The 22,737-nt window shown below is 48.1% G+C and carries 12 protein-coding genes; 5 read left to right on the forward strand and 7 right to left on the reverse strand.

The features are described 5' to 3' along the window. Nucleotides 1-29 precede the first annotated feature (29 nt). Together prpC and prpB are read right to left on the reverse strand one after the other, a co-directional pair. Complete coding sequence (prpC, locus tag A7098_RS18470) at nucleotides 30-1,199, reverse strand: 2-methylcitrate synthase (protein ID WP_105281242.1); 1,170 nt, start codon at nucleotides 1,197-1,199, stop codon at nucleotides 30-32. A 160-nt stretch (nucleotides 1,200-1,359) separates the two neighbouring features. Further along, nucleotides 1,360-2,250, reverse strand: a complete 891-nt coding sequence (prpB, locus tag A7098_RS18475; RefSeq protein WP_000052204.1) for a methylisocitrate lyase — start codon at nucleotides 2,248-2,250, stop codon at nucleotides 1,360-1,362. 238 nt (nucleotides 2,251-2,488) lie between these two features. Here prpB and prpR point away from each other — a divergent pair, with 238 nt between their 5' ends. Then, a complete protein-coding gene (prpR, locus tag A7098_RS18480; RefSeq protein ID WP_105281243.1) occupies nucleotides 2,489-4,075 on the forward strand; it encodes a propionate catabolism operon regulatory protein PrpR in 1,587 nt (528 codons plus the stop codon). A gap of 110 nt (nucleotides 4,076-4,185) precedes the next feature. On the opposite strand, the gene yahO is transcribed toward prpR, so the two are convergent. Next, complete coding sequence (yahO, locus tag A7098_RS18485) at nucleotides 4,186-4,461, reverse strand: DUF1471 family periplasmic protein YahO (RefSeq protein WP_000848012.1); 276 nt, start codon at nucleotides 4,459-4,461, stop codon at nucleotides 4,186-4,188. 582 nt (nucleotides 4,462-5,043) lie between these two features. On the opposite strand from yahO, the gene A7098_RS18490 reads away from it, so the two are divergent. The 3 genes from A7098_RS18490 to A7098_RS18500 all read left to right on the forward strand — a co-directional run bounded on the left by A7098_RS18490 (nucleotide 5,044) and on the right by A7098_RS18500 (nucleotide 11,897). Next, nucleotides 5,044-7,671: an autotransporter outer membrane beta-barrel domain-containing protein gene (locus A7098_RS18490; RefSeq protein WP_105281244.1), complete on the forward strand. Its 2,628-nt coding sequence runs from the start codon at nucleotides 5,044-5,046 to the stop codon at nucleotides 7,669-7,671. 814 nt (nucleotides 7,672-8,485) lie between these two features. Further along, complete coding sequence (locus A7098_RS18495; protein WP_105281245.1) at nucleotides 8,486-11,131, forward strand: autotransporter outer membrane beta-barrel domain-containing protein; 2,646 nt, start codon at nucleotides 8,486-8,488, stop codon at nucleotides 11,129-11,131. Between the two features lie 133 nt (nucleotides 11,132-11,264). Then, nucleotides 11,265-11,897, forward strand: a complete 633-nt coding sequence (locus A7098_RS18500) for a LysE family transporter (protein ID WP_123056771.1) — start codon at nucleotides 11,265-11,267, stop codon at nucleotides 11,895-11,897. Nucleotides 11,898-12,210: 313 nt separating this feature from the next. Here A7098_RS18500 and zorD read toward each other — a convergent pair whose 3' ends face one another. The 4 genes from zorD to zorA1 are packed head-to-tail and all read right to left on the reverse strand — an operon-like array spanning nucleotide 12,211 to nucleotide 20,538. Further along, nucleotides 12,211-15,450 (reverse strand): type I Zorya anti-phage system protein ZorD, encoded by a 3,240-nt coding sequence (gene zorD, locus A7098_RS18505; RefSeq protein WP_105281247.1) that lies wholly within the window; start codon nucleotides 15,448-15,450, stop codon nucleotides 12,211-12,213. Further along, nucleotides 15,450-17,237 carry a type I Zorya anti-phage system protein ZorC gene (gene zorC / locus A7098_RS18510; RefSeq protein ID WP_105281248.1) on the reverse strand — a complete coding sequence of 596 codons (1,788 nt, stop codon included), beginning with the start codon at nucleotides 17,235-17,237 and terminating at the stop codon, nucleotides 15,450-15,452. The genes zorD and zorC overlap by 1 nt, the downstream gene beginning before the upstream one ends. Beyond that, complete coding sequence (gene zorB1 / locus A7098_RS18515; protein WP_000483327.1) at nucleotides 17,234-17,971, reverse strand: type I Zorya anti-phage system protein ZorB1; 738 nt, start codon at nucleotides 17,969-17,971, stop codon at nucleotides 17,234-17,236. The genes zorC and zorB1 overlap by 4 nt, the downstream gene beginning before the upstream one ends. Before the next feature lie 11 nt (nucleotides 17,972-17,982). Next, nucleotides 17,983-20,538, reverse strand: coding sequence for a type I Zorya anti-phage system protein ZorA1 (gene zorA1 / locus A7098_RS18520; protein WP_085460435.1), 2,556 nt, complete (start codon nucleotides 20,536-20,538; stop codon nucleotides 17,983-17,985). A gap of 312 nt (nucleotides 20,539-20,850) precedes the next feature. Between zorA1 and A7098_RS18525 the strand changes: the two genes are divergently transcribed. Then, on the forward strand, nucleotides 20,851-22,716 hold the full coding sequence (locus A7098_RS18525; protein WP_085460434.1) for a YaaW family protein: 1,866 nt from the start codon (nucleotides 20,851-20,853) through the stop codon (nucleotides 22,714-22,716). The last annotated feature ends 21 nt before the right edge of the window (nucleotides 22,717-22,737 follow it).

The raw sequence follows: 22,737 nt of genomic DNA on the forward strand, positions 1-22,737 counted from the left end.
GCACGCGGTTACCTCCTGCTCCGTTCTTCTTACTGCCGCTTATCCAGCGCGACAAACGGGCGGTCTTCCGGGCCAACATAATTGGCGGAAGGACGGATAATTTTGTTGTCCTGACGTTGTTCGATAATGTGCGCCGCCCAGCCAGTAACGCGGGCGATAGCAAACAGTGGCGTAAACATCTCGGTGGGAACGCCCATCATGTTGTAGGAAACGGCTGAGAACCAGTCGAGATTGGGGAACATCTTTTTGCTCTCCCACATCACTGTTTCCAGGCGATCGGCAATGTGGTACATCTTCAGCGAGCCGCCTTCCTGCGAGAGCTGCTTCGCCACGCGTTTGATCACCTGATGACGCGGGTCAGCGATGGTATAAACCGGATGCCCAAAACCAATGACCACTTCTTTGTTTTCCACGCGTTTGCGGATATCTGCTTCGGCTTCGTCCGGCGTTTCGTAGCGTTGTTGGATCTCCAGCGACACTTCATTCGCCCCACCGTGTTTCGGCCCGCGCAGTGCGCCAATCGCGCCGATAATGGCTGAATACATGTCAGAGCCGGTGCCCGCAATCACCCGGCTGGTAAAAGTGGAGGCGTTAAACTCGTGCTCGGCGTACAGCACCAGTGAAATATGCATCGCCTTTTCCCAGCTTTGCGATGGCTTTTCGCCATGCAGCAGATGCAGGAAGTGACCGCCGATGGAATCGTCATCAGTTTCCGGCTGGATGCGTTCGCCGTTGTGGCTATAGTGATACCAATAGAGAAGAATCGAGCTAAGTGACGCCAACAGTTTGTCGGCAATATCCCGCGCACCAGAGACGGTGTGCCCCTCTTTTTCCGGCAGCGTGCAGCCGAGCGCGGAAACGCCGGTGCGCATGACATCCATCGGATGTGACGCCGCAGGTAAAGCCTCCAGTACAGTACGCACGTTAGCCGGTAAGCCACGTAGGGCTTTTAGTTTCGTTTTGTAAGCGGCGAGTTCGTCACGGGTTGGCAGTTTGCCGTGGATCAGCAGGTGCGCCACTTCTTCAAATTCGCTATGTTCCGCCAGATCGAGAATATCGTAGCCACGGTAATGCAGGTCATTGCCGCTTTTACCCACGGTGCAGAGCGCCGTATTGCCCGCCGGAACGCCGGAAAGTGCCACAGATTTTTTCGGTTTAATGACATGGGTATTGTTTTGCAGGATCGTTGTGTCGCTCATGTTGTCCTCGTCATTGTTATCATTTGTAGGGTCGGGATTATTGTCGGATGCGACGCCATGCGTCTTATCCGACCTACAGTTCAGTTCATCCCGTAGGCCTGATAAGTCGCGTCAGCGGCGCATCAGGCATCGGTTGTCGAATACAACCAACGGGCGTTTTTTATTTCGCCTGACTACGGGCAAACAGGTCGTCGAGCTTCTCTTCGTACTGGTAATAGTTGATGCTTTCGTACAACTCGTTGCGGGTCTGCATGGTGTCGATCACGCTTTTCTGCGTGCCTTCCTGACGCAGGACGTTGTAGACATGTTCAGCGGCGCGGTTCATGGCGCGAAACGCTGAAAGCGGGTACAGCGCCATTGCAACATGGGCACTGCGTAATTCATCGGTAGTGAACAGGGGCGTTGCGCCAAATTCGGTAATGTTGGCGAGGATTGGCACCTGCACCGCATCGGCAAACTGGCGGTACATGGCGAGTTCGGTAATCGCCTCCGGGAACAACATCTCGGCACCGGCTTCAACGTAGGCCTGCGCACGCTCGATCGCGGCATCCAGCCCCTCTACCGCCAGCGCATCGGTGCGTGCCATGATCACAAAATCAGGATCGGTTTTCGCATCCACCGCCGCGCGGATCCGATCCACCATCTCTTCTTTTGAGACGATCGCTTTGTTCGGACGATGACCGCAGCGTTTCGCGCCGACTTGATCTTCAATATGTAAGCCTGCCGCCCCTGCTTTGATCATCGATTTCACGGTGCGGGCGACGTTAAAGGCCGAAGAGCCAAAACCAATATCAGCATCCACCAGCAACGGCAGCGAACAAACGTCGGTGATACGGCGAATGTCGGTCAGTACATCATCAAGGGTAGAAATACCGAGATCGGGCAACCCCAGCGAGCCTGCCGCCACACCGCCCCCGGAGAGATAAATCGCCTGATACCCGGCACGCTGTGCCAGCAGCGCATGGTTAGCGTTGATGGTGCCGACAATCTGCAATGGATTTTCTTTAGTGAGTGCAGCGCGAAAAGCTTTACCTGGAGAGTGTAGAGACATAGCACATCCTTTGTTATCAACTTGTTATTTGCGTTAATAAACACAAAGCAAGGGATGTGCCACAATTGCATGAATGTAATTAAATTTTTATTTTCAATAAGTTAACTTAAAATCCTTAATTTAATCCGCAAATATGCGTTTCAGTTAACGTTTCAGGCAATGTTTCACTGCGTTTCATTGCAACAATTATGAAACAAGACTAAACCCAATATTCGGTTTCTTAATTCTTTAGGGTGCTATGGCACATCCACCACGGCTGAACGACGACAAACCCGTTTTTTGGACGGTATCAGTGACGCGCTTGTTCGAACTGTTTCGCGATATCAGCCTTGAGTTTGATCACCTGGCGAACATTACGCCTATCCAGCTTGGCTTTGAAAAAGCGGTGACCTACATCCGCAAGAAACTGGCCAGCGAACGCTGCGACGCTATCATCGCCGCTGGCTCTAACGGCGCGTATCTGAAGAGCCGCCTGTCGGTGCCGGTGATTCTGATCAAACCCAGCGGATTCGATGTGTTACAGGCACTGGCAAAAGCCGGAAAACTCACCTCTTCTATCGGCGTTGTCACCTATCAGGAAACCATTCCGGCGCTGGTCGCGTTTCAAAAAACCTTTAATTTGCGCCTTGATCAACGTAGCTACATCACCGAAGAAGACGCACGCGGGCAGATTAACGAGCTAAAAGCTAACGGCACCGAAGCCGTGGTCGGTGCCGGGCTGATTACCGATCTGGCAGAAGAAGCCGGAATGACCGGAATTTTTATCTATTCCGCTGCCACCGTGCGCCAGGCGTTCAGCGATGCGCTGGATATGACGCGCATGTCTCTCCGGCATAACGCCCAGGATACTACCCGCAACGCCCTGCGTACTCGTTACGTTCTGAGCGATATGCTTGGTCAATCACCACAGATGGAACAAGTGCGGCAAACCATTTTGCTCTATGCCCGCTCCAGTGCGGCGGTGTTGATTGAGGGAGAAACGGGAACCGGTAAAGAGCTGGCGGCTCAGGCGATTCATCGGGAATACTTTGCCCGCTACGATGCGCGACAGGGCAAAAAGTCGCATCCGTTTGTTGCCGTCAACTGCGGGGCGATTGCTGAATCATTGCTGGAAGCGGAGCTGTTTGGCTATGAAGAAGGGGCGTTTACCGGCTCACGACGCGGAGGCCGCGCCGGGCTGTTTGAAATCGCCCACGGCGGCACGCTGTTTCTTGATGAGATTGGCGAAATGCCGCTTCCTTTGCAGACTCGCCTGCTGCGGGTTCTGGAAGAAAAAGAGGTCACTCGCGTCGGCGGACATCAACCGATTCCGGTGGATGTGCGGGTCATCAGCGCCACCCACTGCAATCTGGAAGAGGATATGCAGCAAGGACATTTTCGCCGTGATCTGTTTTATCGACTGAGTATTCTGCGTCTGCAATTGCCACCATTGCGCGAGCGAGATGCGGATATTCTGTCGCTGGCGGAAAGCTTTTTGAAAGCGTCTCTGGCGGCGCTCTCCGCCCCGTTTTCTGCTGCATTACGCGAGGGGTTAAATACCTGCCAGGTGGTTTTATTGCACTATGAGTGGCCGGGAAATATTCGTGAACTACGCAATATGATGGAGCGACTGGCGCTATTTTTAAGTGTGGAACCGACGCCGGATTTAACACCGCAGTTTTTGCAACAGCTACTGCCGGAATTAGTCCACGAGTCGGCGAAAATTACCGCCTCCCCTTTGCTGACACCCCAACAGGCACTGGATAAATTTAATGGTAATAAAACAGCAGCGGCGAATTATTTAGGCGTCAGCCGGACGACGTTCTGGCGGCGGCTGAAAAATTAAATTGCCGGATGCGGCGTGAACGCCTTATCCGGCCTACAAAACCATGAATTTCAATATATTACGCTCACCGATAGACGTGCGCATCGGGCATATTTACAGGGGCTTCAGAATTACTTCTTCTTATAGATATTTGCCGTACCGTGGATCTTATTGTCAGTCTGACCGGAGGTCAGTACCAACACATCAGCACCTTTTTCATCCGCTTTTTTGATCAAATCTTCTTTTGCATCTGCAGTCGACATTTCATTACTTGTTGAAATATCACCTATTTTTTCATATTGCGATTCAACCTTTTCAAATTCCGCTTTGGTCATCAATTCAGCAGCATAGACGTTTGTAACAACAAAAGCTAACGCACCAACTAAGAGCTTAGTTCCAGTTTTCATAAGTGAACTCCATAATGTGTGATTGGCTAATGCCCTGAAGCTAACAGTCATCATCAGGGTTGATTAATAAGTAGTTCAGCGGTTAGGAAAAATCTATAGGAAAAGAGAATATATTTGTATTGTTCTTAATGCGAACCACTCTTGTCCAACTGGTTAATAACTTTCACTGCAAGTATCGCTGGTGTTATTTGAATTATTTTTCATAAAAATCTCATATTTTCACCCTGCCAGAGATTCAATATAAAACTTACATTATCCACATTATTTTTCTGAACAAGAAAAAACCAACCATCTATTGGATTGATTTTTATAAGCATTATTTATTTTATTCCTTATTAACCTTAAGACGATTTACTATTATTTTTAATGATAATAGTAAAAAACTTCACTCACACCATTTACAAACCACTAAAACCTATCAATACAATGAACAACTAACAATTTAATAAATTTATTGTATCTAATATTACAGATATTCTTATTTGGCAACTTGCATGCTTACACCCAACAAGTCTTCAGGAAGAAAATCAGTGCAATAAAACACATCTCGCTATTTATATTTTAAGGATGAAAGTGAGTGATATGAGTGATATGAAGTTAACAAAACATGCTTTATCAACCCTGGCTATAGCCATTTCAACAATACTATACACACCAGTATCTCTGGCCGTTGACCCTCCCTCAAATCTAAATAGTAGAGTTGTCGTCAATAATAATGAAGAATTGAAACTCATTGCTTCAGAGGGTTACAATCCCAAATGGAAGCAATTTGGTTTTTTGATGGTGGGCGAAAACTCTAATGGCTCCGTTATCCTTGATAATATGTTAATTATTACCAGATACTCTACCATAGGTAGAAATTCTGAAGGTTCCATCACTTTATTAAACCATACCGACTGGCAGTTTAATCTCACTGCACCCAGGATGGAGCTGGGGACATATGATGGTTCCGGCACCGTATATGTGTTAGAAGGCAGTAAGATAAGTGGCCTGCAAGACCTAAAAATTGGTGATTATTATGGTGATGCCAAAGGATTGATGTTTATTGATGGGGAAAACTCGTCAGTTACCTCTAACATTACTACTGTTGGCAATCAGGGAACCGGCAATTTACGTATTACTAATGGCGGTACATTCACTTCCTTAGCTCAACTAAATATAGGCTATGCTTCTCCAGTCAATGGTATATCAGAAAATCTTAATAGTTATGGAAATATCCTGGTTGACGGTAAAAATTCAACATTGAATGCTGAATATATTTATCTTGGCGGATTTAGCCCTGATGTTCCGGTTACGACTACCGGTATCCTTACCGTTAATAACGGTGCAACAATCAATGCCAATTCGTTTATCTGGGTTACTCTCGCCCCTGGCGCCACAGGCATTTTAAATATTGGTGGTGCGCAAGGTGAAGCTGAACAGCCTGCAGGTTCGATTAATACGCCATTTATTCATTTAGGCGCAGCGGATGCCACTTCCTCTTCGGTAGTAAACTTTAATCACACCAACGCTGATTTTGTCCTAGCCTCCGCTATTGAGGGGAACGGCCAGGTTAACCAGGTCGGCTCCGGGACAACCACATTATCCGGCTCGAATAACTATGCCGGTAATACCTATATAACCAAAGGCAGCCTACGCGCAGGTAAAGAAAATACCTTCAGCCCCAACTCCGATTATATTGTCGACAGCGATGGGCATCTCGATTTAAACGGTTATTCACAAGCGTTAAAAACGCTGACGCTGGCTGGAACAACAACGTTGTCTTCGTATGAACAGGGTCACGAGTTCACGCCGACCACACTGACCATTAACGGCAACTACACCGCCAATGATGGCCTGTTAGTCATGCATACTGTATTAGGCGATGATAATTCCGTAACGGATAAACTCATCGTAAAAGGTGATACTTCCGGTAGTACCCGCATTATGGTCAACAATGCGGGCGGTCTGGGCGCGAATACTCTGGAAGGGATAAAAATTGTAGAGGTTGACGGCCTGTCAGAGGGCGTTTTCAGTAAAGAAGGTCGCATTGTTGCCGGTCCCTATGACTACAACGTGGTAAAAAGCGACAATCAGAACTGGTTTTTAACCAGTGAAATTCCCGCAGGACCGTATACTCCACCGGAACTGCCCGTCATCCCGGAACCAGATCCTGAGCCTCCTGTAACACCAGAACCCCCTGTGACACCGGAGCCGCCTGTTACGCCATCTGTTCCACAACCAGAACGAAAACATCTGTATCGCCCGGAAATTGGTAGCTATCTTGCCAATATTCAGGCGGCAAATACGCTGTTTAATACCCGACTGCATGACCGTCTGGGGGAAACACAATATACCGACCTGCTGACCGGTGAGCAGAAAGTGACCAGTCTGTGGTTACGTAACATTGGCGGACATAACCGCTTTAAGGATCGCTCAGATGAACTGAACACCCAGAGCAACCGTTATGTTCTGCAACTTGGCGGCGATCTTGCGCAATGGAGCAGTAACGCACTCGATCGCTGGCATCTCGGCCTGATGGCTGGCTATGCCAACAGCAAGAGTCACACGCATTCCAGCCTGACCGGGTACAGCTCTCGTGGGCAAATCGACGGCTACAGTGTGGGCATGTATGGCACCTGGTACGCTAACGAAGCAGATAAAACAGGAACTTATGTTGATAGCTGGTTGCTCTATAACTGGTTTGATAACACCGTCTCCGGCGAGTATCTGCCCAGTGAAAAATATCACTCTGACGGTATCACCGCCGCCATTGAAGCGGGTTATACCTTCCGTCTTGGTGAAAGCGCAGATGCCCGCACCAGCTACTGGTCGCAGCCCAAAATGCAACTGACGTGGATGGATGTGAAGGCAGATAATCATACTGAAGACAATGGCACTCTGGTTGAGGACAGCACCGAAGGCAACCTGCAAACGCGTCTGGGGGTGAAAGCGTACCTGCAGGGTCACAATGCTATTGATGATCATAAAGCGCGTTCCTTCCAGCCTTTCGTGGAAGCCAACTGGATTTATAACTCCCGCAATTACAGCGTGAAGATGGATGGCATCAGCGATGAGATCATCGGCGCGCGTAACACAGGCGAGTTAAAAGTCGGGGTGGAAGGTCAGCTTAATCCGCGTCTGCAACTGTGGGGCAACGTCGCCCAGCAGTTAGGTGACAACGGTTACAGCGATACCCAGGGAATGCTGGGCATGAAATATCTCTTTTAATGCCACTTTGCCGCCCGTCACGTGCGGGTGGCACTCTTTTTAGATCAACGTTCTTTGTGATCGCGCTCGCATTCAGTCATTTTTACTATAAATATGATGAAGTTAATTCAGCTTATTCATGGGTGAAATGACTATGGCTCCCTTGCACGCCGTATATAACCCCTCCCGTTGTGCAAGTTATTTTTCATCTGTGTAACGGAAGTTAGTTGCATTCGTATATCCGACCTCTCTTACGGTACCGTCGTACCCGGTCATGATGTGTGATTAGGCCAATGCACTAAAGCTATCAATCATCATCAGGGTTGATTAATAATTAGTTCAGCGGTTAGGAAAAATCTACAAAAAAAGAGGATATATTTCTATTTTTCTCAAAAACAGCCACATTTCTCCTGTTGTTGAATAATGCTCACGATAATTATCGCTGGTGTTCCTTAATTTAATTTTCATAAAAATCTCAAATTCCTGCCTCCGCTAAAATCCAATATAAAATTCACATAAGCCATATTACTTTTCTGGACAAAAAACCACCACCCATCTATTAATGTGATTTCCATACCCTTTCGTTATTTCACTTATATAAACTTTAGGATTATTAGATGTATTTTTTCTAAACGACATAAAAAAACTGCATTAACTCCACTTACAAACCACTAAAACCAATCAATGTAATGAACAACTAACACTTTAATAAATTTATTACATCTAATATTACATATATTCTTATTTAGTAACTTGCATGTATGCGCCTTACAAGGCTTCAGGAAGAAAAACAGTGCAATAAAAAACATCTCGCCATTTAAATTTAAGGATGAAAGTGAGTGATATGAAATCAGCAAAAAAAAGCTTATCGACACGGGCGATAGCAATTTCAACAGTATTATTTACACCCGTATCCCTGGCCGTAACCCCACCCACAGATGCAAATAGCGTTGTTATCATTAATAATGGCGAAGAGGCAAAAGTTATTGCCTCCGAAGGTTACGATCCTGGATGGAATCATTTTACTTCTTTGAATGTAGGCCAAAACTCTAATGGCTCACTACTCATTGATAATATTTCACTTATTACTGCTAATGCTACCGTAGGTAATAATGCTGAAGGTTCCCTCACTTTATCCAACCATACCAACTGGCAGTTTAATCTCACTGCACCCAGGATGGAGCTGGGGACATATGATGGTTCCGGCACCGTATATGTGTTAGAAGGCAGTAAGATAAGTGGCCTGCAGGAACTAAGGGTTGGTGAATATTATGGTGATGCCAAGGGGTTGATGGTTATTGATGGGGAAAACTCATCAGTTTCCTCTAACATTACTCTTGTTGGCGATCAGGGAACCGGCAATTTACGTATAACTAATGGCGGCACACTCACTACCTCAGCTCAGGTAGCTATTGGATATGCTTATCCAGCCAATGATATATCAAAAAATCGTAATAGTTATGGCGAGGTTCTGGTTGACGGTAAAAATTCAACATTGAATGCTGAATATGTTTATCTTGGTGGATTCAGCCCAGATGTTGCTTTTAATACTACCGGTATCCTTACCGTTAATAACGGTGCAACAATCAATGCCAATTCGTTTATCTGGGTTACTGTCGCACCTGGTGCCACGGGCGTTTTAAATATTGGTGGTGCGCAAGGTGAGGCTGAACAGCCTGCAGGTTCGATTAATACGCCATTTATTCATTTAGGCGCAGCGGATGCCTCTTCCTCGTCGGTAGTAAACTTTAATCACTCCAGTGCCGATTTTGTTCTGGCCTCACCTATCCAGGGAAATGGTCAGGTTAACCAGGTAGGTTCCGGGACAACCACATTATCCGGCTCGAATAACTATGCCGGTAATACCTATATAACCAAAGGCAGCCTACGCGCAGGTAAAGAAAATACCTTCAGCCCCAACTCCGATTATATTGTCGACAACGATGGGCATCTCGATTTAAACAGTTATTCGCAGGCGTTAAAAACGCTGACGCTGGCTGGAACAACAACGTTGTCTTCGTATGAACAGGGTCACGAGTTCACGCCGACCACACTGACCATTAACGGCAACTACACCGCCAATGATGGCCTGTTAGTCATGCATACTGTATTAGGCGATGATAATTCCGTAACAGATAAACTCATCGTAAAAGGTGATACTTCCGGTAGTACCCGCATTATGGTCAACAATGCGGGCGGTCTGGGCGCGAATACTCTGGAAGGGATAAAAATTGTAGAGGTTGACGGCCTGTCAGAGGGCGTTTTCAGTAAAGAGGGGCGCATTGTTGCCGGTCCCTATGACTACAACGTGGTAAAAAGCGACAACCAGAACTGGTTTTTAACCAGTGAAATTCCCGCAGGACCGTATACTCCACCGGAACTGCCCGTCATCCCGGAACCAGATCCTGAGCCTCCTGTAACACCAGACCCCCCTGTAACACCAGAACCGCCTGTGACACCGGAGCCGCCTGTTACGCCATCTGTCCCACAACCAGAACGAAAACATCTGTATCGCCCGGAAATTGGTAGCTATCTTGCCAATATTCAGGCGGCAAATACGCTGTTTAATACCCGACTGCATGACCGTCTGGGGGAAACACAATATACCGACCTGCTGACCGGTGAGCAGAAAGCGACCAGCTTGTGGATGCGTAACATTGGTGGACACAATCGTTTTAAAGATCGCTCGGATGAACTGAGCACTCAGAGCAACCGTTATGTTCTGCAACTTGGCGGCGATCTTGCGCAATGGAGCAGTAACGCACTCGATCGCTGGCATCTCGGCCTGATGGCTGGCTATGCCAACAGCAAGAACCACACACATTCCAGCCTGACCGGGTACAACTCACGCGGGCAAATCGACGGCTACAGTGTGGGCATGTATGGCACCTGGTACGCTAACGAAGCAGATAAAACAGGAACTTATGTTGATAGCTGGTTGCTCTATAACTGGTTTGATAACACCGTCTCCGGCGAGTATCTGCCCAGTGAAAAATATCACTCTGACGGTATCACCGCCGCCATTGAAGCGGGTTATACCTTCCGTCTTGGTGAAAGCGCAGATGCCCGCACCAGCTACTGGTTGCAGCCTAAAATGCAACTGACGTGGATGGATGTGAAGGCAGACAACCATACTGAAGACAATGGCACTCTGGTTGAGGACAGCACCGAAGGCAACCTGCAAACGCGTCTGGGGGTGAAAGCGTACCTGCAGGGTCATAATGCTATTGATGATCATAAAGCGCGTTCCTTCCAGCCTTTCGTGGAAGCCAACTGGATTTATAACTCCCGCAATTACAGCGTGAAGATGGATGGCATCAGCGATGAAATCATCGGCACGCGTAACATCGGCGAGCTAAAAGTTGGGGTGGAAGGTCAGCTTAATCCACGTCTGCAACTGTGGGGCAACGTCGCCCAGCAGTTGGGTGACAACGGTTACAGCGATACCCAGGGAATGCTGGGCATGAAATATCTCTTTTAATGCCACTTTGCCGCCCGTCACGTGCGGGTGGCACTCTTTTTAGATCAACGTTCTTTGTGATCGCGCTCGCATTCAGTCATTTTTACTATAAATATGATGAAGTTAATTCAGCTTATTCATGGGTGAAATGACTATGGATCCTTTGCACGCCGTTTACCTGACCGTCGGACTGTTCGTCATCACGTTTTTTAATCCAGGCGCAAATCTCTTTGTCGTGGTTCAAACCAGTCTGGCTTCTGGTCGTCGCGCGAGCGTACTCACCGGGCTTGGTGTGGCGTTGGGCGACGCCATCTATTCCGGGCTGGGATTATTTGGGATGGCAACGCTCATTACCCAGTGTGAAGAGATTTTCTCACTCATTAAAATCGTCGGCGGATCTTATCTCTTATGGTTTGCCTGGAACAGTATGCGCCGACAATCAACACCACAGATGAGCGCGTTACAGCAGCCCCTTAGCGCCCCCTGGTATGTATTTTTCCGCCGTGGGTTAATTACCGATCTCTCGAATCCACAAACAGTTTTATTTTTTATCAGTATCTTCTCAGTGACGTTAAGTGCAGAAACGCCGACCTGGGCGCGTTTAATGGCCTGGGCAGGGATTGTGCTCGCGTCTGTTATCTGGCGTATATTTCTTAGTCAGGCGTTTTCTTTACCCGCCGTGCGTCGCGCATATGGACGTATGCAGCAGGTCGCCAGTCGGATTATTGGTATGGTTATTGGTCTATTTGCGCTACGGCTGATTTATGAAGGGGTGACGCGGCAATGAGCTGATGATTGGTAATTAATACGATTGAAAAATTGGACCGCCATCGAGGCCTCGAACCCCGTACCATACAACAATCCTGGTTGTCGTCTGCTCTTCCTGATGAGCTAATGGCGGTTTTTTGATACGAACCTTACAGCATATTTTCTGTCAGGCCCTGGTGCGATGCATAAGATACAGAAAGTGCCCTACGCAAACCTGACGGAATTATGATTTTTTTCATATGAATGTCAACCCATACATTCACAAAATGTCTTTGTTGTTCATTAATAAAGCAATAGCGAATCCCTGTCGATTTACTCGCCCATGGTATTCCCTACGCCAGGGGAGTGCCCGCCAGCACCGCTTCAAAATCTGCGGCGCTCAGATCGGTTGCCCCTTTGAGCATATCTCTCGCCAATGCCCGGCGTCGGTTCAGTAATTCATCCAACGTTTCTTCAAAAGTCATTAACTGGCTATCACGCACCGTCGGATAATAGACGTAAACATCTTTCTGCTGCCCGATACGGTAGGCCCGATCGGTCGCCTGATCTTCCTTCGCCGGATTCCAGCAACGGGTAAAGTGGATGACATGATTTGCTTTTTGGACATTGACGCCAAACCCAACCGCAATGGTGGATAAAATAATGACGTTAAAACCGGGCGTTGATTGAAATGCATCGATCAGGCTCTGACGATTTTGATCGCTGCCAGATTTGGTGCTGGTATCACCATTAATAATAAAAGGCTTAAAGCCAAAATGCTGCGCAATCAGATGTTGCAGTTCTCGTTGAATATCGCGCAGTTCCGTAAAAATAATCACTTTGTCATCAGATGACTGGCGAATCGTATTTAATGTCTCCAGCAGCCATTTTACTTTCGGGGCATCGTTCCGTAAGCGCAAATCTGCACTTACGGAATAAGGCCATGCGCAAATAAGTTTCAGGCGATGCAGTAACCCCAGCATACCTGAGCCTCGTTGATCCAGCCCTTCGCTGATCTCCTGTTGATTTTGCCAGCTTGCAACCGAGTGGGTATAGAGATCCCGTTGCAATGGCAGCATATTCAACTGTTTACAGCGTTGATCTTCAATCTTATCCGGCAGGTCTTTCGCCACTTCTTCTTTGGTGCGGCGCAGCGTCTGCGGTTCTATTAATTTACGTAGCGATTCGAGGACAGCATTATCATTCTGTTGCTCAATGGGGCGCAGATAATCTTTACCAAAATTATTTAAAGCCCCCAACAAACCTGGCTGCACGAAGTCAAATAAACACCACAGATCGACAAGGGTATTTTCGACCGGTGTTCCGGTACATGCGACTTTAAATTGTGCCTGAATGGCTTTTGCCGATTGGGTAATTAATGCCGCCGGATTTTTAATTTTCTGCGCTTCGTCGCACACCATTATGGACCAGGGCTGACGAGCCAGCGAAAATTCCTGATCGCGCAACGTCTCATAGGTGGTAAGAACAATATGCGCGTCACCCACCCAGTCACTTTGCAGTAAGTTCTTAATCCCCTTACTTTTAAGCGCCTGTGGAATACTCTCTTTCGCGCATTTCTTAGCCTTAAGTTCATTACCGTAGAGTTTTAAAATCGACACCTGCTCGCGCAGGAAGAAATTCCCAACCTCACGCTCCCAGTTATCGAGTAACGACACCGGAGCAACAATCAGCGAAGGAGGCGCATCCGGGAAACGTTCACGATGCCAGATGAGAAAAGTTAGAATCTGTAAGGTTTTACCCAGCCCCATATCGTCTGCGAGTAAACATCCCGCCGTCTCTATTGGCGACTTTAGATACAACTGCTGGAGCCACGCTACCCCTTTACGCTGGTGTTCACGTAGCTGAATGGACGTTTTGAGGATCATCGGCAGTTCGACTTCTGCCTGATGTGCACCGAGCAAGGAATCCCGCCGTTGTTTAACATACAGCGCCTGCTCGATATTTTGTTCTATCAGCAGAACGGCGCGACTGACCGGCTCACTACTGACGCCATCATTTGTTTCACCGTCGATTTTCTTTTTCCATTTATCGTGGAAAATTTCTGCTTCTTCACGGGGCAAAAGGTTGTCGTTCCAGGGCATGGCGACTTCCGGCGCATCCGTGGCTTTTGCCTCTTCCAGCCGCTCTTCCAGTTCCTGAAAATGTTGATGATTATCGAGATCCCAGCCAGAGAACATGGCCTCGCACATCTCTTGCGCAAGGTTCTCCGGAAGCCATTTTTCACTTTCACTTTTGACCAGATAAGGCGAACTTATTTTTTCAAATTCACCGATCCCGATAACCCGGTCGCTGTATTTGTTCAGATCGAGGACGTGGGTAAAATTCATTCCCGCCGCCTGGTGCTGCCAGTTTTCAAGCAACGCCTGATAACCTTGCAGTTCTTCCTGGCTGAATCTGGAAAGCTCCAGATCGTAACCCTGCCAGACTCCGGCGGGCAGTTGTGCCGCTAACTTTTGCTCCAGTTCAGAGAGCAACGCCGCCAGTTCACCTGGACGTTTAAAGATATAGGTTTCATCCGCCACAGATTGCTCAGTTCTGGGGCTGAGAAGAAGCGTTACCGCCGCAATTTGCCTGTTTTCATCAATCTGCGGCTCCAGACGGAAATCATAAAAGTAGATCCCGGCGTCCTGCAAATTCTGCTCATAAACGTCAGGATCAAGCACCAGGCTCGCCTCTTCACCAATCCAGGTGTAGGGGTTGCGAACAAATGAGAGCGCATCATCCCCCGCCACGCGACGCCCCGTAATAGCGTGCACGGAGGTCAGGACGTCTTTGACTTCAGGAGAAAGAATGACATGGTTTAAGACACCATCGTCCCCTAAAACACGGTAACGATCCTGCACCTGTTGCGTGCGGTCAAAACTCTGTAACCAGTTGGCAGGCTGCTCATCAAAAACAGGTTCAATTTCCAGCACCGGAGTATCCACCACCAGCGATTTTCGCAGTTTTAACTGCAACGATTCCGGCCTGATGACGATCGTTTTCGCAAGATAGTCATCCAGTTTTGCCCCTGCTTTTTTGGCCTGCCGCCGTATTTTGGCCCAACGGGTTTGGTTGACCGTTTCACCCGGCGTCTGTCGCTGCTGCAACCTGAGTTGCTGTAGTGCGTCCAGAAGCTGCCAGTTCTCTTCACTTAACACAAAGGTGCCTTCCGCAGAGGAAAAGCTGGCGCCTGTGCAAGTTATCTCAACGGGGCGATAGTCATCAGGTAGGGTCCATTTATCAATGAAAACGCGAAAAGTGTCATCGCTAATGCTTCCTGTTGCAGCAAGATGAGCCGTCAGATTGCGCTGTGAAGGGAAAGCAAAAATCGCCAGACTGCTGGCATAGTCGTCATTTTTCCGGATGCGGTAAAAATCATCCCAGCTAAGAAACCAGCAATCAGACCAGTGTGAAACATAATCTTCCTCATGAAGCTGTTCCAGGCATGAGGCGACAGGCCAGTTATCTTCGCTATCGGCAAGACTAAAGGGGAAAGCAAAACCCTCTTCTTTCATTACATACAGCGGCGCAAATGAAGCAGGTAGTGAAGTATTCTCTTTAATAAATTTACCCAACAATTTTTTGAACACTATTTGCTCCAGTAAGTAAATTTACCCAGCACAGGTTTAAACCCAAGGCTGAGTAATTTTTGCGCCGCTTCATGGTCTGGTTCATTGAACTGAATATGGATTGCGCCCCCCAGCCCGCGTTTATCCATCACTTTGCAATCGACCGAACGAATAATCTCCCGGATTTGTTGTTCCCGGTCGGGGAGATCTTTTTTGGCTTTTAACGAGGAGGCGATGATTTTGATTTGCTCTTCCCGGTCTGACTTTGCATCACTGACTTCATGTTCAGATAACGATGCAGGTTCAGGCCGACTCACGGTCTTTGAGGCATTGAAGCGAGATATATCCAAAGTGACAGAGGACTGATTTAAATCTTCCGCAACGTAATCAATACCCAGCTTACGAAGTTCTTCGTCATATCGGCTCATCCACCCCTCAATTCGGTTGAGTGAGTAGAGAAATACCGGCGACAAATGCGGTAAACGCAACCGGACTTTACGGCGGTTATTCCGCTTATCTTTCAGATCATAATCAATATCAAGAATGCCGGTTTCCGGATTAAAGGGCGCATTCCCCATATGGTAGGCATACATCGCCCCCACTTTCGAAAATTCGACAAACAGATAATCACCAATGCGCATAATCATGGCATTGTTATCGCGTGAACCAGAACCTTGCAGACGGCTTAATCGCCCTGCGTTTTTCGCCCTGAATTCAACATAATCGGCATCTTTGGATCGCAGCGCATCTTCGCCCAGCACAATGCGCGTATAGCTCATTTGGTTGGCAAAACGTAGCCAGTAGAACAGGCGCGCATGGTCAACATCCCGATTGCCTTTCAGCAATTCAAAGAACAGTTTCAGGTCGTCTTTGGCGAACCATCCTTGCACCATCAGTAATACCGGATTTTCAACGTGAACCTGCCAGCTTTTATTACGGCTGGTTAACTGCGGATTTCCCCAATATTCCAGGGCCAATTGCTTGAGTTCGAAATGCGTTTGATGTTTAAAAGCCGACTGATAATAACGGGTCAGAGTGGCTGCCAGAATATTATCTTTAAACCGCGTAAGCTGGCGGCTCAAGGCGATAAGAGAATGAATTTTCTGCTGAAAATCATCGTCAGTCAGGCAAAAAATCTCATTGACCAGGTGGTTAACAATTTTGCGCCATAACCAGCTGGTTTGCGGAATTTGCGCGACTTTCTCCAGCACCGAAATATCCGTGATTTCTCCACGCCCAAGCTGTTGTCCGAGAAGAAAACCTGCATTATCGGTAAAAATATCGCTATAGGTGTCAATGACCGACATCCAGGACATCTGACGCGGCGCACTCTCTTTTAGCTGTTGAAACCCGCGAGCAATCTGCGTGCGTAGCTGAAGCCACTGCGGATTCTTTTCCGGTGTATCGTTGGAATGACCAAAGTAGCTGGTACATAGCGCCAGCCATTCGCGGCGTGTTAACCGCTGCTGCGCAATTTTTTGTTCAATTTCAGCGATAATCCTCGCGAAGTTTGTTGCATCATCAATCAATGCAATTTCAAACAGATCGCCTTCTGCCACGTCATTAAGACCAAAAAAAATCATCTTCCACTCGAAGGGCTTTGGCGTATCCCCCGCACGCAGCCGGGCAATGGCTTGTCGGCGTTTCTCCAGAGGGGGAACCATCTGCACCGCGCGAGCATCTACCTTCCTCTCAAGTTGCGCGATAACGCGCTGAAGATAGTGAAAAGCATGACTTACCGTCGGCTGCACGTTCTGCTCCCGATAGGGCAGCAAACGGGTTTTCAGTTTTTCAATAGCGGAAGTCATTGCATGGCTCCCAACTGACAGGTTTCCTGACTAATGCCAGGAACAACATCCATGCTTTCGTCGCGCTTTTTGTCTTTCAGGCCAAAGAATTGCATCCGCAGTTCTACGCGACGGCTGGCTTCTTTGCTCTCTTTCGCATTGTTGAACGAAACCCCGCCCGCCAGAAATAATTTACGGATCTGGACCTGTTGTTCCGGGGTTATTTTTTGCTGTAGCGCGCTTCTGCTATCCAGCAAACTGCACATCACCCATTCCGAGCGTTGCAACGAAAGGTGCAGGTTATAGAGATAAGAACCGTCAGTATCCGTAAAACCTTCTATAACAATTTGCTTAAACCATTTTTTGCCTTCATCGCTATTTGCCGCCTCCAGCACTAACGGCACCACATCCTGTAGCGCCTGTAATCCTTCGGCGTTAAGCGCAAAGCGATTGTGCTCAAAACGCCCGGCTTCACCAAAGCTGATACGGTTGTCATGGCAGTCAACCTGAATCGTCTTGTTGAGATTTTTCGCCTGAAGCTCAAGTTTTTCACACAGGCGAGCGATATCATGCCCGCGCGATTTCTCCCCCGCCTCCGCCTGCTGGATCCGCTGCGTAACAGAGCTAAGTGACGCCACCATCACCACCAGAAACAGCACCATCATGGCGGTCATCAGGTCTGCATAGGAGATCCAGAAGGGTTTTTCCGCTTCATCGCTGCGCCGTTGCCTGCCATTAAATACCCGGTTAAACATCAGCCTGTTCCTTACGCGCGACGATGACGGAGTACTGTTTCCAGCGTATCCACGCTTTCACCGATAATCTCAACCGAAGAACTTAAGGCTCCCGCCGCTTTCGTCAGTTGCGTATCCATCTCTTGCAGTGAACGATTCAGGCCGTTTTCCACTCCGGTCGTAAAGGATTCAAAACTGGTTCCCATTACCTCGGCAATGTTATGCAGGAACTCCTGAGCCTCACGGTTATATTGTTGCAGGCGTTCAGAGTACGCTTTCAGATCGTCAACAAAACGGCTGCGCGATGTTTGTTCATCATGGCTACGGTTAATCAGCGTTTCGAGTGCCGTTATGGCATTCGCCACGACTTCACGGGTATTACGATAATCGGCAATCAATGCCCCCAACTCCGCGCTGGCACTGGAAAGCGTGCGTCCTGCCTGTTGCGTGCCATTGAGCACCTCAGCGGTCAACTGATTAGCCTCAGCAACACGATCGCCCGCAGCTTCAAAGCGGTCGGCAGCCACGCGCATTTTATCGGCTCCTGTTTGTATCTCTTCCAGATGGCGCGTGGTGTTTTGCGCCATCCGTTGCAGCAGATCGCCTGAAGCAGATTGCTGTTCACGCAGCATCTGCATCAGCGACTCAACCTGACTTTCAAGCTGACCAATGATTCGCTGCGCTTCCTGTTGTAACGCACTCTGCGCAGATTGCTGTTGCTGACTGAGCGACTTCTGACCTTCTTCCAGTTGCCCAAACAGGTTGCCAAGTTGGCTACCCAGGTGATCGATACCGCTGGTCATTTTCTCTCGCAGGGCATCCTGACCGGAATGCATGGTTTGCTGTAACGACGTCATAAACTGTTGCTGTTGCTCAGCCGCCGCCTGCTCACGCGCTTCGCTACGTGCCAGAAGCTGCTGAGTTTCTTCATGCAGCACGCGTTGCCCCTGTTCCTGAGTCTGGCTCATCTGTTTTTGCCCTGACTCCAGTTGGCTGAATACGCCCGCCAGGTTTTGCGTCAGCGTTTCGATACCTTTGCTCATATTGCCCATCAGCAGATTTTGCGCCTGGTTTTGCTGCTGATTAAGTTGCTGCTGACCATTTTCCAGTTGTGCAAAGAGCGTCGCCATATGGCTGCCAAGCGTATCCACGGAAGCTGCCATTTTCTCCATGGTTTCATTTTGCCCTTGCTGAACACTGGACTGGATAGCCTCAATAAACGCGCGCATCTGTTCCGCCATCGCTTTTTCACGCGCTTCGCTGTCGGCAAAGATTTTTTCCAGTTGTTGCGCCATCCGTTCGCCCGCGCCCTCACCTTCTGCGCCAATACGGGCAACGGATTCCTGCAAGCTGCGCAGCATCTCATTCATCCCTGCCTGCATCTCCTGCTGACCGCTTTTCATTTCGCTTAACAGTTGAGAGATCAGTTGCGCGCTGCCCTGACGTGAGTCATCCCCGGCCTGACGCATATCCTGCAACAACGTTGAGAAGCCGCTTTGCATAGACTGAATGGCTTCCACAGAACGCCCCATCATCTCCTGCATGGTGGTGAATTGCTGACCAAAGGTATTATCCATTTTGCTCATAAAGGCGGTCAGGACGTTCTCCAGCATCGACTGCACACGATGGCTCTGATCGCCGGAGGCGGTTTGCACCACACCAGCAATTTTATCCAGCGGATTTTTCAGACTGGTTTCGATAGCACCACTGACCTGTTCAGCAAACTGTTGGCCTGACTCGCGGTATGTTGTTGATAATGTCTCTGCCAGCTTTTGATTTTCCCGCACCTGGCTATCCACCAGGTTTTGCAGCATTTCGCGCAGGTCAGTGACCAGACCATCCTTAAGTTGCCGCGCATGGGTGGTGTTTTCTTTAGTACTGGAAAGAAGTTGCGAAAGGTAATCTTCACCGACGCCGCCCTCAAAAAGCTGGTCAATGCTGGCGGTAAGAAGTTCAAGGTTTTTATAACATTGCGCCAGTCGCCATTTTTCAAACATGGTGACCAGAATGGAAAACGTAATAGCAAACGCCGAACCTAAAAACGCATACAGAACGTCGCGTAAAAGGTTAGCGACGCTGGCGCTGACCTGCTCTGGCGTGCTGGGGTCAAAATGGTGCAAACCAATCATCAGCCCCGAAAAGGTGCCGATGATCCCAATTCCGGTCAGGATGCCAGGGAGATGTTTAAACGCTTCCGTATAGAGAGGAATTTCGACTAATAACGGTTCCGTAAACCATGCTGACGACGGAGCCGTTGAACGGATGGCGCTAATTTTTTTTTGCCCGCTGTTTTCGTCAAACTCAAACTGGCGATGTAGAGACTCTTTAAATTCGCTCCAGGGATGCGCAAAAAATTTATCAGAGAATAACGCGTCTAATTTTTCGAGTTGTTGTGCCGGTTTTTCATTGCCAAGTTGCCGAATTGCTTTCGCTTTTTGTTTAAAGCGCGCTGAAACCCTAAATGAAGGAATAGCGTAACGGACAATGAAACCCAACAACAAAACCCCAACCACAATAGCGACATAAATCGGCACATTTTCTGGATTAACAGAGGTTAACGTGTCGAGGAACGAAGTCAGCGAAAACATCTAAATACCTTGAGTGAAGGAAAAGAAATTTGCAGGGCAGAACATCACCAGCAAGGAAAAAAATCGCCCGCTCATTATAGGAAAAGTCTCAATTTTTACATCAATAAAACGTTATATATCTCACAAAAACATTGATCACACGCATGTGTAAGAAATTTAAATCGCTTGGTGAAAATAATTCACAGAATTTATGCTTTATGACACAAAGATTGGGGATTTTATTTTTTTTCGCCGCCAGACTTACGTATGAAACTTTTTCGTAGGGCGCGCTGCTTCTAATAACGTCCAGTCACTATTCAACGAGACAATTAAATGAGTGAGATTGACATTAAGGGCGATGAAACGCTGGTTGCTCTGCTACTGAACGCCGACAAAAACGATATCGATCTGCTGATTGATTACATTACCCCAGACGGAAAATTTAATTTTTCCCAGTCTGACCGCGTTAAAAAGGCCTTGCGCGATGGTAAAAATAGCGAAGCTGTTGATGAGGAAACATTGCGTTTGCTGATTCGCGAACTGCAACATTTTGGCGGTAACACCGTAATGAATCTGTTCCGACGCAATGGCGTTAGCTATAGCGAAATTGTTGACGATGTCGCCAGCCATCTGAAAATTAAAGTCGCGAAAAATGCACCGGTAAAAGAAAAAGAATCACTGATTATCGATGCCGTTTTTGCGTCATCCTGGAACAAAATGTCAGATGACGATCGCCGTCAGCTTCTCCGTGATATGGGAATTAACACCAGTATTAGCCTGGATAAGTTGTCACGTATGGAGCTGCCACTTTTGCAACGTGCGGCAATGGTAGCAAGCGGTCTGGCGCAGATCGCCACGGGGAAGGCACTCCCGCTAATTGCGGGTCTGGGGATAGGTCGCGTGTTGGGCGTTCTCACCGGTCCTGTCGGGTTAGCCCTCACCGGTTTATATACCGCTTATGATATTTCCAACCCGGCGTTCCGAATCACCTTGCCCTGTGTAGTGCAAATTGCCTGGATTCGCTTAAAAAATTCCCGCCATCACCGTCTGAGCGAATCGGTATCATCAACGGCAATGTCAACCGCAAACTATGGCAATCGCTGGGTGTTTGAAAATGAAAAGTCGCAGCGCGTTTTAACTGTATCGTCTATCGCTTTAAATGAAATTACCCACCCCGACACTCTGATACGGCATGACATTACTGAAATTTCACGGTTAGGCCCACTCTTACAGACGCTTCCTTCGCTCGCCACCGCCGCCCATGTCGCCAGTCATCACTATATGGAAGTCATAATTGATGGCGCACTGGCGAAAGTGAAAGATGGCTCGGGATATCGTGGCTTCAGTCTCGGGGAAAAAGGAATTAAAGCGCACGCAGTTTTGCTGAACCCTGACAAACTGAATCAATTAGTCAATGCCAGCATATTACTGAATGTCGCTTCAGCGATACTGGCACAAAAACATCTGGCAGATATCAGCAATAAACTGACGCAGATAATTGAAACTATTCGGGAGATTTCTGCGTTCCAGAACAATGCCCGCAAATCTGAAATTGTCGGCGCTATTCAGTATTTACAGCAAATCACACCTGTCGTCATTGAGGGGCAATCTTCGCCAGAAATACGGCAAATACTTGAAGCTATCGAAAAAGATTTTTCAACGCTCCAGGATCATCTGCTGACGGATATTGCCTTTGCTGGCGAGAAGGTAGCCTCTATAAATGACGGCAGTTTTTTCAGTAGCGCAACCATCACCAGTAAAATTCAGGCGCAACAAAAAATTATTGAAGAACGGACGATGGAGTGGGATTTAGCGATGAGGGTACGCGGGCAAGCATTACATCTGGTCAGCCATAGTGAGGGTCAGACGATGCTGGTAGAACGTCGTCAGCAGGCTATAGAACATCATTATGCGCAGTTCGATACGGTTATCAGCAAGGTAGAAAAACAATTACAGTCACGAATTGATAGCATCGGCGCCGTAGCGGAACAGGCGAATACCACCAGCGCCAATAAAGTCATTTTGCGAAAATGGTGCAATAACCGCTTAATGCCGCAAAAAGTCGCAATTAAGGAAGCCCGCATGGCGTTCGACCAATTCCAGCAAAATATGCTGGACAAGCCGTTGCAGACCAGCCGCATGTTGGTGGAAATGAAAGACGGAAAACCGGTGAAGTGTTATGCGTTGCCGGATGCTTAAGGCGGCTCGTAAGGTTTACTG

It is taken from the genome of Escherichia sp. MOD1-EC7011 (assembly GCF_002965005.1).
GTDB lineage: Bacteria > Pseudomonadota > Gammaproteobacteria > Enterobacterales > Enterobacteriaceae > Escherichia > Escherichia ruysiae.

What these genes read in the sequence shown, in the direction of transcription:
- prpC (WP_105281242.1), bottom strand. Translation starts at nt 1,199, where the DNA reads ATGAGCGACACAACGATCCTGCAAAACAATACCCATGTCATTAAACCG.
- prpB (WP_000052204.1), bottom strand. Translation starts at nt 2,250, where the DNA reads ATGTCTCTACACTCTCCAGGTAAAGCTTTTCGCGCTGCACTCACTAAA.
- prpR (WP_105281243.1), top strand. Translation starts at nt 2,489, where the DNA reads ATGGCACATCCACCACGGCTGAACGACGACAAACCCGTTTTTTGGACG.
- yahO (WP_000848012.1), bottom strand. Translation starts at nt 4,461, where the DNA reads ATGAAAACTGGAACTAAGCTCTTAGTTGGTGCGTTAGCTTTTGTTGTT.
- A7098_RS18490 (WP_105281244.1), top strand. Translation starts at nt 5,044, where the DNA reads ATGAGTGATATGAAGTTAACAAAACATGCTTTATCAACCCTGGCTATA.
- A7098_RS18500 (WP_123056771.1), top strand. Translation starts at nt 11,265, where the DNA reads ATGGATCCTTTGCACGCCGTTTACCTGACCGTCGGACTGTTCGTCATC.
- zorC (WP_105281248.1), bottom strand. Translation starts at nt 17,237, where the DNA reads ATGACTTCCGCTATTGAAAAACTGAAAACCCGTTTGCTGCCCTATCGG.
- zorB1 (WP_000483327.1), bottom strand. Translation starts at nt 17,971, where the DNA reads ATGTTTAACCGGGTATTTAATGGCAGGCAACGGCGCAGCGATGAAGCG.
- zorA1 (WP_085460435.1), bottom strand. Translation starts at nt 20,538, where the DNA reads ATGTTTTCGCTGACTTCGTTCCTCGACACGTTAACCTCTGTTAATCCA.
- A7098_RS18525 (WP_085460434.1), top strand. Translation starts at nt 20,851, where the DNA reads ATGAGTGAGATTGACATTAAGGGCGATGAAACGCTGGTTGCTCTGCTA.